The sequence below is a fragment of the Variovorax sp. P1_H12_2 genome (genome assembly GCF_056405335.1).
Genome location: NZ_JBFUCI010000213.1, coordinates 1 through 10,643, shown reverse-complemented (window position 1 = coordinate 10,643; position 10,643 = coordinate 1). Strand labels below are relative to the sequence as shown.

Annotated in this window: 10 protein-coding genes and 2 pseudogenes; 1 reads left to right on the top strand and 11 read right to left on the bottom strand. The window is 65.3% G+C overall.

Annotation, left to right across the window (positions count from 1 at the left end; genetic code table 11):
• The 9 genes from AC1D2K_RS20390 to AC1D2K_RS20350 form a co-directional block, all read right to left on the bottom strand.
• The coding region (locus AC1D2K_RS20390) for a GNAT family N-acetyltransferase (protein WP_478090645.1) at nucleotides 1-438 on the bottom strand (438 nt) is incomplete at its 3' end.
• Entirely contained in the window at nucleotides 435-1,868 is a 1,434-nt protein-coding gene (locus AC1D2K_RS20385; RefSeq protein WP_478090644.1) for an amidase, read from the bottom strand. The genes AC1D2K_RS20390 and AC1D2K_RS20385, both read right to left, overlap by 4 nt.
• Before the next feature lie 5 nt (nucleotides 1,869-1,873).
• Complete coding sequence (locus AC1D2K_RS20380; RefSeq protein ID WP_478090643.1) at nucleotides 1,874-2,707, bottom strand: polysaccharide deacetylase family protein; 834 nt, start codon at nucleotides 2,705-2,707, stop codon at nucleotides 1,874-1,876.
• Nucleotides 2,708-2,744: 37 nt separating this feature from the next.
• A complete protein-coding gene (locus AC1D2K_RS20375; RefSeq protein ID WP_478090642.1) occupies nucleotides 2,745-3,482 on the bottom strand; it encodes an SDR family NAD(P)-dependent oxidoreductase in 738 nt (245 codons plus the stop codon).
• A gap of 4 nt (nucleotides 3,483-3,486) precedes the next feature.
• Entirely contained in the window at nucleotides 3,487-4,227 is a 741-nt protein-coding gene (locus AC1D2K_RS20370) for an ABC transporter ATP-binding protein (RefSeq protein ID WP_478090641.1), read from the bottom strand.
• Nucleotides 4,220-5,002: an ABC transporter ATP-binding protein gene (locus tag AC1D2K_RS20365; protein WP_478090640.1), complete on the bottom strand. Its 783-nt coding sequence runs from the start codon at nucleotides 5,000-5,002 to the stop codon at nucleotides 4,220-4,222. The genes AC1D2K_RS20370 and AC1D2K_RS20365 overlap by 8 nt, the downstream gene beginning before the upstream one ends.
• Nucleotides 4,999-5,907 carry a branched-chain amino acid ABC transporter permease gene (locus AC1D2K_RS20360; RefSeq protein WP_478090639.1) on the bottom strand — a complete coding sequence of 303 codons (909 nt, stop codon included), beginning with the start codon at nucleotides 5,905-5,907 and terminating at the stop codon, nucleotides 4,999-5,001. Before AC1D2K_RS20360 ends, AC1D2K_RS20365 begins: the two co-directional genes overlap by 4 nt.
• A gap of 1 nt (nucleotide 5,908) precedes the next feature.
• Nucleotides 5,909-6,790, bottom strand: a complete 882-nt coding sequence (locus tag AC1D2K_RS20355; RefSeq protein ID WP_478090638.1) for a branched-chain amino acid ABC transporter permease — start codon at nucleotides 6,788-6,790, stop codon at nucleotides 5,909-5,911.
• A 16-nt stretch (nucleotides 6,791-6,806) separates the two neighbouring features.
• A complete protein-coding gene (locus AC1D2K_RS20350) occupies nucleotides 6,807-7,961 on the bottom strand; it encodes an ABC transporter substrate-binding protein (protein ID WP_478090637.1) in 1,155 nt (384 codons plus the stop codon).
• A gap of 157 nt (nucleotides 7,962-8,118) precedes the next feature.
• Between AC1D2K_RS20350 and AC1D2K_RS20345 the strand changes: the two genes are divergently transcribed.
• Entirely contained in the window at nucleotides 8,119-8,925 is an 807-nt protein-coding gene (locus tag AC1D2K_RS20345) for an IclR family transcriptional regulator (protein ID WP_478090636.1), read from the top strand.
• Nucleotides 8,926-9,247: 322 nt separating this feature from the next.
• Here AC1D2K_RS20345 and AC1D2K_RS20340 read toward each other — a convergent pair.
• Together AC1D2K_RS20340 and AC1D2K_RS20335 are read right to left on the bottom strand one after the other, a co-directional pair.
• A pseudogene (locus AC1D2K_RS20340) lies at nucleotides 9,248-9,778 on the bottom strand (IS6 family transposase); the annotation flags it as partial.
• Nucleotides 9,727-10,643 (bottom strand): annotated as a pseudogene (locus AC1D2K_RS20335) (hypothetical protein); the annotation flags it as partial. The pseudogenes AC1D2K_RS20340 and AC1D2K_RS20335, both read right to left, overlap by 52 nt.

The window sequence follows — 10,643 nt, the reverse complement described above, 5'->3', positions numbered from 1 at the left end:
CCGGTACTGCACGAAGCCCGAGCGCTCGGCGACCTTGTCGTAGAGCTTCATGGCGTCCGTGTTCGTCTCGTGGGTCAGCCAGTAGACGCGTGAGGCGCCCTGCTTGCGGGCCGTGTCGTAGACGTGCTCGATCAACTTCCGGCCCTGCCCGCCGCCCCGGCATGCCGGGTCGACGAACAGGTCCTGCAGGTAGCAGTAGTCGCCCTCGGTCCAGGTCGAGCGATGAAAGATGAAATGCACGAAACCCACGGGCCGGCCGTCCTGCACGGCCAGCGCGCAATGCATCGGCTCGGCGGCGTCGAGCAGGCGCGCGAAGGTGCGCTCGCTCACCGCCGGCGCGAGGTCGACCTTGTAGAACTGCTGATAGCCCTTCCAGAGCGACGCCCAGGCATCGAAGTCGGCCGAGGTCAGGAGACAAATGGAGACCGCGCTTGTCACGTTGCTGTTCCTTTGTGAGGTTGCCAGGTTCCGGTCGCTTCGATCTGCGCGGCCAGTTGAAGAATGAGGTCGTCACGCCCGAGGCGCGCAATGATCTGGGTGCCCACGGGCAGCCGTTCGGGTGTCCAGTAGGTCGGCAGGCTCGCAGCGGGCTGCCCCGAAGCGTTGATCAATGCAAAGAAGGTCGAGTAGCGCCCCATGCGGCGGCGGAAGTCGCTGAAGCTACCGGTCATCGCCAGCTCGCCGATCGGAGCCGGCAACTGGACCAGCCCCGGCGTCATCAGCACGTCGACGCCGTCCATGCAAGCCTCCATCTGGCGCCCGATGTCATGGAAGCGGTTGATCGCCGAGGCGTAGACCGCCGCCGACACCGAATGGCCCATCTCGTAGCCGTCACGGATCGCCGCTTCGAGATCGTCGTCGCGCAAGGCCCGACCGAGCACCTTCAGGCGTGCATCGACCGACACCACGATGTTGGCCGCCAGCACCTCGGCGTGCGCATCGACGAAGCCGTCGTAGTCGAAGGCGGGCGTGTCCATCTCGACGATCTCGTGTCCGAGCGATGCGCAAAGCCTGGCCGTCGCCTCGAGTGCCGCCACGCATTCGGGGGCAAGCACCATGTCGCCGAAGGGCTTGCGCCATACGCCGATGCGCAGCGCCCGCGCCGGGCCCTGATCGAGCGCTGCGAGGAAGGTCTTCTCGAACACCGGGCCGGCATAGGGCGCGCCGGGCTCCGCGCCGGCGATGGCATCCATGGCGGCCGCGGTGTCGCGCACCGTGCGGCTCAACACGCCGTCGACTGCCAGGCCGCCCCATCCTTCACCCCGGAACGGCCCCATCGGCACCAGGCCGCGCGAGGGCTTGAGGCCGAACAGCCCGCAGCACGAGGCGGGAATCCGGATCGATCCGCCGCCATCGCTGCCATGGGCCACCGGAACGATGCCGGCCGCCACCGCAGCGGCCGTGCCGCCGCTGGATCCGCCGGCCGAACGGCCTGCATCCCAGGGGTTGCGCGTCGGCCCGCCGTTGCGCACTGCCTCAGTGGTCGGCGCCATGCACAGCTCCGGCACGTTCGAGCGTGCGAACGCGATGAAGCCGGCCATCTCGAAGCGGTCCACGAGGGTGGCGTTGCGCGTGTAGCGCATGTCGTTGAACAGCCTCGAACCCAGGCTCGATGGCAGCCGCGTCGAGGCCAGGCCGGAATCCTTCAACAGGAACGGGATCCCGCCGAAGGCGCCGCGCGACGTCCACGCCCGCGCGACGGCCATCGATTCCTCGTACTGCTCGTAGCTCAGCGCATTCAGGGCCGGGGCGCGCGCGCGCGCCAGCCGGATCGCGCACTCCATCAGGTCCTGCGACGTAACTTCGCCGGCCCGCAGCAGCGCGGCCAGGCCCAGGCCGTCCAGCTTTTCGTACTCGTGATCTTGCATGGAGCTCAGGCGTTGGCCTCGGCGTTCGCCCAAGCGTCGGCGACTTCGCCACCGCGCGCAAACCACACATTGGGGAAATCCTGCATCCAGGCGATGAATTCGCGCAGCATCGCGATGCGCGACGGCCGGCCGATGACCTGCGGGTGCATCGTCAGAGAGAAGAGGCCGCCCCAGCTGTAGATCTCGCGGAACTCGTCCTTCCAGACCTCGAGGATCTGCTGGTTCGACACGATCGTGCGCGGCGTCTTGATGGAGAACAGCGCGAACGGTGCATCATCGAGGCTCCAATGGACTGGCAGTTCGATCGGGCCGGCGCTGCCGTCGGCCAGCACATGGCGGTAGGGATTGATCTGGTCCATCAGCGAGCTGTCGTAGCGCAGCCCGTACTTCTGGATCAACGCGATCATGTTGTGGCTCGTCTCCCACGCCGGTGAGCGGTAGCCCAGGGGCTTGACGCCGACGGTGGCCCGAAGCGCCTCGAGGCCCTTGACGAAGACCTCTTCCTCGAGATCCGGCTTGTCGGGGTCGATCCATTCGTGGAGGTAACCGTGGTGCCCGACCTCGTGCCCGTGGCGCAGCACCAGCTCGACCTTGTCCTGGTGCCGTTCGGCGGTCCAGCCGGGAACGAAGAACGTGGCGGACACGTCGGCGTGCTTCAGCGTCTCGACGATCTTCGGCACGCCGACCTTGGCACCGTAGGTGCCTTGCGACAAGGTGCCGGGGCGCTTCGCGTTCGCGGGATCGCGAGACAGCCAGAGCGTCTCGGCGTCGAAGTCGAAGGCCAGCATGACCGCGCAGCGCGCGCCGTTCGGCCAGATCACGGGATCGTTGGGATTCATCGGTATGTCCTTGGAGTGGATGGAAGGCACGCGGCACTCAGGCGTGCGCGTGGCAGGCCAGCCACCCGCCGTCCACGGCGATGACCTGGCCTGTGACAAAGGAGGCGTCCTCGCTGCAGAGGAACGCGATGACGGATGCGACCTGCGCACCGGTGCCGATCGACTTCAGTGGCGTCGCGTCGACCATGGCCTTCTGGTAGGCGGCGTCGTGATTCAGACGGTGCGCGGTCATCGCGGTATGGATCACGCCGGGCGCCACCGCATTGATGCGGATGCCGCGCGCGGACAGATCGGACACGAGCTGYCGGGTGAGCTGCGAGATGCCGGCCTTGGCCACCGCGTAGGCGGTCGAACCCGGGAAGCCCGTCTCGCCGAAGACCGAGGCGACGTTCACGATGCTGCCGCCGTCCGCGAGCGCGGGCAGCACATCGCGCGTCAGGCGCAGCACCGCACGCAGGTTGACACCGAGGATGCGGTCGATCAGGGCATCGTCCGACAGCGCGAGCGCTTTGGAGCCGCCGACGCCTGCGTTGTTGACCAGGAAATCGACGGCGCCGCCGAGCCCCCGGGCCGCCTCTATGACGCGCAGGGGCGCCTCGTCGCTCGCGAGGTCCAGCGCCAGCGTGTGTACGCCGGCGCCGATGGCCTCGCCTGCCTCGAAATCGAGGTCGACGGCCAGCACCCTGGCCCCCTCGGAAGCAAAGCGCTCCACGGTCGCGCGACCGATGCCCCGGGCCGCGCCGGTGACGATGATGTTCTTGTCCTTGAATCGCATGCGCTCAGGCCTCCTTCGAAGCGGCGACCGGCATCGGCGCGGCGCCCAGGTAAAACTGCTGCAGCGAGGCCAGGTCGACATCGGGTCCGTTGACGCACGAGTGCGCCACCCGGCCTTCGCGCAGGATGTGGATCTCGTCGGCGAGCTCGAGTGCCATCGAGACGTTCTGCTCGACGAGCAGGATGGACAGGCCCCGGGTGCGCAGGTCGCGGATGATGTCCGCGATCTCTCCTACGACCTTCGGCGACAGCGCGGCAGAGGGTTCGTCGAGCAGCAGCAAGCGGGGCTTGGCCAGCAGCGCGCGCCCGATGGACAGCATCTGGCGCTCGCCCCCCGAAAGCAGTCCGGCCAGCGCCTTCCTGCGCACGACGAGCCGCGGGAAGAACGCGTAGACGTCGTCGAGGTCGCGCCGGATCTGCGCCTTCTCGCTGCGACGGTGATAGGCGCCCATCAGGATGTTCTCCTCCACCGACATGCCGGCGAAGACTTCCTTGCCCTGCGGCACCAGCACCAGGCCATTGCCGGCCATCTGGTACGCCGGCACCTGATCGACGCGCTGGCCGTCGAGCAGGATCTCGCCGGCGGTCGGCACCACCAGGCCGGCCAGCGCCTTCAGCGTGGTCGACTTGCCGGATCCGTTGCCGCCCAGCACCGCCGTCAGCCCGCCCTTGAGCACGGAGAAGGATACGCCATACAGCACCTTGGAGCGTCCGTATCCGGCCTCGATGTTCCTGACTTCAAGCATGCTTCGACCGTCCTGTTCCCAAATACGCCTCGACCACGCGCGCGTCGTTGATGGCCTCCGACGGCGTGGCGTCGGCAATTTTCTCGCCGTAGTCGAGCACCACCACGCGGTCGCACACGGCCTGGACCACGCGCATCACGTGTTCGACGAGCAGCACGGTCACACCGTAGTCGGCACGCATGCGCCCGATGACTTCGATCAGGCGGTCGACCATGGGCGGCGAGAGCCCGGCGGCCGGCTCGTCGAGCACGAACACACGCGGTCCCGTGGCCAGGCCGCGCGCCAGTTCGACCATGCGCTGCTGGCCGATCGACAGTGCCGTGGCAGGCTGGTCGATGAACTTCTCGAGGTTGAACAACGAGAGCATCTCGATGGCCTTCGCGCGAACCTCGCCGTCTTCCCGGCTGGCCGAGGCCAGGCGGAAGATCGAGGCGCCGTAACCGCTCTTCAGCCCCGGTTGCATCGCCAGCGCGATGTTGTCGGCGACCGACATCGAGGGGAACAGCCGCAGCATCTGGAAGGTGCGCGCGACGCCCGCGCGCGCAATCCGCCACGGGGCGGTGCCGGAGATCCGGGTGTCTCCCATGTAGACCGTCCCGGCGCTCGGCGGCAGGACGCCCGTGACGATGTTCGCGAGCGTTGACTTCCCCGAACCGTTGGGCCCGATCAGCCCCACGATCTCGCCCTCGCCGACGTCGAAGCTGATCCCGTTGAGCGCCACCAGCCCGCCGAAGCGGCGCGTCACGGTGTCGAATCGCAGCAGAGGCGCCTTCATTTCTTCGTCCTTCCGACCCATGCGCCGAACACGCCCTGCGGCATCACGATCACCATCACGATCATGAGCAGGCCATAGATGATCAGTTTGTAGTTGGCGGCGAAACCGAGCACCTCCGGCAGCGCGGTGAAGACGACCGCACCCAGCAGCGGGCCCCAGATCGTGCCGCGCCCGCCCACGACCACCATCGCGACGATCGTCGAGGAGGTCAACACGGTGAAGTCGTCCGGCGTCACGCCGCGGATGTGGTGTGCCACCAGCACGCCCGCCGCGCCGGCCAGCGCCGAGGCGATCACGAAGGCCGTCAGCTTGCTGGCCGTGGTGTTCAGGCCGATGGCCCGTGCCAGCACCTCGTCGTCGCGCACGGCTTTCCACGCCATACCGAGGCGCGAATGCGCAAGGCACCAGCCGATGGCGACGCTCGCCACGCTCAGTCCGAGGGCCAGGTAGTAGAAGCGGTCGATCGACTCGAAGCCCGCAACCGGCTTCACTTCGATGCCGAACTGGCCGCCGGTGAGCCCCTTCCACTGCGTGAGTGCGAGGTAGACGATGGTCTGGAACGCGATCGTCACGATTGCCAGGAAGTGGCCGCGCAGCCGCAGCGCCGGCAGTCCGAGCAGCAGGCCGCACAGGCCGGCGACCAGCATGCCCGCCGGCAGGTTGAGCCAGATGCCGGTCCCGTAATCCCGCTCGAGAATGGCGGTCGTATAAGCGCCGATCCCGAAGAAGGCCRCATGCGCAAAGGAGAACTGCCCGGCCCAGCCCATGACCAGGTCGAGGCTCACCGCGAGCATGACGAAGATGAAGATCATCACCAGGATGTTCAGGACATAGCCGCCCGGCCCCATCGCCGGCACAAGAAGCAAGGCGCCGATGGCGACCAGCAATGCAAGAAGATGACGCATGTCAGGAACGCTCCGTGGATTGGCCCAGCAGGCCCTGCGGGCGGATCAGGAGCATGGCGATGACAAGGAAGAAGCCGATCATGTCCCGCAGTTCATTGCCGATGTAGCCGGACACCATCGCCTCGATCACACCCAGGCCGATACCGGCGATCACGGCGCCGCCGATGCTGCCCATGCCGCCGAGAATCACGACCGTGAAGGCCTTCATGACCAGCATGGCACCCGCAGTCGGCTGCACCAGAAGCACCGATGACATCAATGCGCCTGCCACACCGGCCATGGCGGCGGCGATGGCGAAGGTGATCACGGCGATCTTGCGCACGTTCACACCGCTGATCAGCGCCACGACAGAGTGTTGCGCCATCGCCCGCAATGCGCGTCCGGTCCAAGTAAAGCGCAGCACCAGCAGCAGCGCGACCACGATCGCGATCGTGACGCCCACGATCAGCACGCGCTGCCCCGTCAGGAACACCGGTCCGATCTGCACCGGGACGCTCGCCAGGTCGGTCTTCAGGGACTGCGGCTGGGCGCCGAACACCATCAGGGCGCCGTTCTGCAGCAGCACCGAGAGACCGAAGGACGCAATGATGGCGTTGCCCGGATCTCGATTGGCCAGCGGCTTGAAGACGATCCGCTCGGCCAGCATGCCGAATGCGGCAAGACAGAGCACCACCACGAGCAGCGTGAGAAAGAGAGGCAGGCCGAACACCGCGGAGGCTGTGACGGCCGCATAGCCGCCCAGCATGTAGAACTCGCCATGGGCGAAGTTGACGATGTGCAGGATGCCGAAGACCAGGGTCAGGCCGACGGCCACCAGCACGTAGCTGGCGCCGTTGACCAGCCCGTTGGCCAGGAACTGCGGGAACAGACTGAGCAAATCCATTTTGACCTGGGGCTCGTCAGTCGAACGGCAGCCACTRGCGCTTGCCGTTGCGCACCACGGCCAGGCCGATCTTGAAGCTGACGCTGCCCTTGTCGTCGAACTTGGACACCGTGCCGTCCGGTCCTTGCACCAGCGGCACGTCCTTCATCGACTTGAGCGTGGCCTGCATGGCGGCGCCGTCGAGCTTCGGCGCGCGGCGGGCAGCCTCGATCAGCAGGTGCATCGAGTCGTAGCCCAGCGCGCTGTAGACGTCGGGCTCCTTCCTCATCTTCTGGCGGAAGGCGGCGGTGAATGCCTGGCCGACCTTGTTGGGCGTGGACGGCTCGAACATGGACGACACCGCGAAACCTTCCGAGGCCGGTCCCGCCAGCTCGATCAGCTTGTCGCTCATCATCGAGCCTGAGCCCACCAGCTCGGCCTTCAGCCCGACCTCGCGCGACTGCTTGATGATCTGCGCGCCGGCATCCATCAGGCCCGCGATGTAGATCGCGTCGGGCTGCTTCATGCGCACCTTGGTGAGCACCGTATAGAAGTCGCGCTCGTCGGGGTTGTAGCTTTCGACACCGACGATCTGGCCGCCGTACTGCGGAATCACCTTCTTCATCTGCTCGGCCAGGGACGAACCGTAGATCGAGTTCTCCTGGATGAGCGCGACCTTCTTCGCATTGAGCTTCTTGACGATGTCGCGTGCCGATTGCTCGCCCTGCTCGTCGCTGCCGGGGAAGGCACGGAAGAACCACGGGTCGCCTGCGGTGTTCGCGTCGGTCACGTTCGACGAGGTCGAGCCTGCCGAGACCATGGGCACCTTGAACTCCCGCGCCACCTTGAATGCAGCCAGCGCAACCGCGCTCACATAGGTGCCGCTGATGGCGATGACCTTGTCGGATTCCACCAGCTTGCGCACGGCGGTCACGCCCTTGGTCGACGAGCCCTCGTCGTTCTCGACGAAGAGCTGCACCTTGCGACCGTTGGCGCCGCCCTTGGCATTGGCCTCGTCCGCGGCGAAGCGAATTCCTTCCAGGATGGAGGTGCCGGCCAGCGCGGCGGGCCCGGTCAAGGGGAGCATCACACCCAGCCGGATCGGTTCGCTCTGACCCTGGGCACCAGCCATGGGAACGACGGCAGCAGCAAACAGTGCCAGAACGGCACGACGCATGACGATTCGCTTCATATCAAGGATCCTTCTTTTGGGGAGTCAACACAGTCTCGGAAATGCACCGATTCGACGCAGATCCATAAATTTTGGGCTATCTGTATTGCAATGCAGTACACTATGATTCTATAATAGTACGATCAAACCATTTATCAGGGTTAGTACGCAGATTTTCGTGCGTGCCCTGGATCGCCTCGATTTACTTACCTTGGAAAACCCGATGTCAGCGCCTGATCACTTGTTTGTGCAGTCCGTGGCGAAGAGCATGAGCGTGCTGGAGGCACTGGGGGCGCGGCCGGGGCCGCTCAGCCTGAATGAGCTTGCGGAGCAGGCCGGCATGGACCGAAGCACGGCCCAACGCATGGCACATACCCTGGCCATCTTGGGATATCTGGAAAAGGGACCGAATGGCCGCGGCTACGTTCTTGGCAAGAAACTGCTGGAGCGCACGTTCGACTTTCTGCGCGGCAATCCGCTCATGGAACGTGCTACACCCGTCCTTGYCGATCTGCAGCGGCAGACGGGTGAGCGCGTCGACTTGAGCCTGTTCGACGACTTGTCCATCATCTATGCGATGCGCAGGCAGAGTAAGCGCGAGACGTTCTTCGCGACACTGGTGGGACGACGTATCCCAACTTACTGCTCATCGGGGGGGCGAGCCATCATGTCGTTCTTGAGCGAAGAAGCGGTCGACGACATCCTGGATCGTTCGGTGCTTGCGCCCCTGACGCCCAAGACCGTGACGGACAAGGCGCAGATCAAGTTGAAGGTCGCCGAGGCGAAAGCGCTCAACTACGGCCTGTCACTGGAGGAGAGCCTGCTTGGCGAGATCGCAGTCAGTTCGGCAATCCTCGACCACAACAACCAACCCATCGCGGCCGTCCATATTGCCGGGTCTTGTTCTGAATGGAACCGCGAGTCGTTTACACAGCGCTTCGCACCACTAGTCATCGAGGCTGCCCGAGCCCTCGGGCGCGGATAGGATGAACGAAGGCGCCCATTCTCTCAAAGGCAACTGCATAACTTGGGCATCAAAGTGCCTGAGCAGAATCGGAACCGTAGAACTCAGCGATGCCTTCCGAATCCCGCGATTGGCCACTCGACAGCCCGCCCAATGCGGCGTGCCTGACAGTCCGGTCCATTGTCGAGGACGTAGAACCCATTGTCATGGCCTCGCGGGATGCGAACGATGGCGCTTGGCACCTTCTCACCGGCGACGCCTTCGACGCAGCAGAAGGGATGCTGGTTTCATTGGCAAGCATGGTTTTTTGGCCGGACGTCGCGATAGGGTGCTCGCTCAGTCTGGGTTGATGGCTGTTCTCGGCGCGGTTGTTCACGCGCGCACAGGCCTTCACGAACACGTGCCGCACGGTCGCAAGCTCAGGGATCTCGRCCTTGGCAGCCGGATAACTTCGCAGTTGGTCGGTGACGATCTTGCGTGGCGCCTCCGGGCAGGCGGCCAGCACGCGCTTGAAGAAGCGCTTGGCAGCGACCTTGTCACGGCGTTTTTGCACCAGGACGTCGAGTTCAGCGCCATGCTGATCGACCGCGCGCCATAGCAGGTAGGGTTCTCCGCGCAGCGACACGAACATCTCGTCCAGATGCCAGGTCGATCCCGGCTTGCGGCGTGCGCCCTTGGCGCMATGYGCRAAGCTCGCGCCGARYTTGTCGCACCAGCGCCGGATCGTYTCGTAGCTGACGACCACACCGCGCTCGAACAGMAGYTCCTCGATGTCGCGCAGGCTSAGTTGAAATCGAAAATACCAGCGCACCGCYTGGCTGATCACCACCGCAGGGAAMCGRTGACCGTGATACAGMGACTTCTTCWTTKGCATCGATCAAAGCTTACGCYRTCGGCAACGTGACAATGCCAGTCCAGGATATGCCTCGCACGAGGCAGCGTCGACAGCTGCCATTGGCGAAGCTGGATGTCGCCGTCGGTGAAGACCTCCATCGGCAAGTCTTGCCCGCCGAAAGCAGCCAGGACACCTCGCACCCGCGCGTGCGAGTGTGGATCAACCGTTCGAACGAACGCCACACTGCGCTGACCGACGCCGGCGCGCATGGCGCGGCCAGCGACGACCTCGAACGATTTCTCCTCATCGGGATGGCAAAGCCGCAGGTAGCCGCCGTCCAGACCGACGGTGGTGACGTTCGATCCGCTGCCCATGTCGGCCGCCTCTGGCTGGACCTCGATGCCCTGCGCGTCCAGTCGCCTGCCAACGTCCAGGGTGTGCCGTCGCACCGTACTCGGTGCGTTGGCTCCGGCCACCGGCAACAACAGCTCCAGCAACTCCGAGGACTTGGCATACGGAATCGTGGCGGCCAAGCGGCTTTGGACGTACTCCAACTCCGCCGAGATCCAACGCCGGGCCCGCCGTTCGCTTGGGGCGGTGCTGCAACGACATTCGCATCGCCGCCAACGCGGCACCTTCACGACAACATTGCCAAACAGGCTGCGGTAGTGAACGTCGTGGTAGTCCTTGATGGCGCGATTCAGGCCACAGCCATCGCATCGGCGCTGGCTGGTCGATATCAGCTCGACCTGACGCGTGACGATCKGAGACTGCATCCGCGCGAGCAGCGCCTTGGCATCGGCCAAGCCCAGCCCCAGAGTTTCGATGCTCGGCTGCGCATCGACCTCCAGCGTCAGCAGCTGCAACGCGTCCGACTCGGCAGCGCCGGCGGAAATGGCAAGAC

Bases quoted from the DNA above. Each gene is read 5' to 3' on its own strand.
- AC1D2K_RS20385 (WP_478090644.1), bottom strand. From the start codon at position 1,868: ATGCAAGATCACGAGTACGAAAAGCTGGACGGCCTGGGCCTGGCCGCG.
- AC1D2K_RS20370 (WP_478090641.1), bottom strand. From the start codon at position 4,227: ATGCTTGAAGTCAGGAACATCGAGGCCGGATACGGACGCTCCAAGGTG.
- AC1D2K_RS20355 (WP_478090638.1), bottom strand. From the start codon at position 6,790: ATGGATTTGCTCAGTCTGTTCCCGCAGTTCCTGGCCAACGGGCTGGTC.
- AC1D2K_RS20380 (WP_478090643.1), bottom strand. From the start codon at position 2,707: ATGAATCCCAACGATCCCGTGATCTGGCCGAACGGCGCGCGCTGCGCG.
- AC1D2K_RS20365 (WP_478090640.1), bottom strand. From the start codon at position 5,002: ATGAAGGCGCCTCTGCTGCGATTCGACACCGTGACGCGCCGCTTCGGC.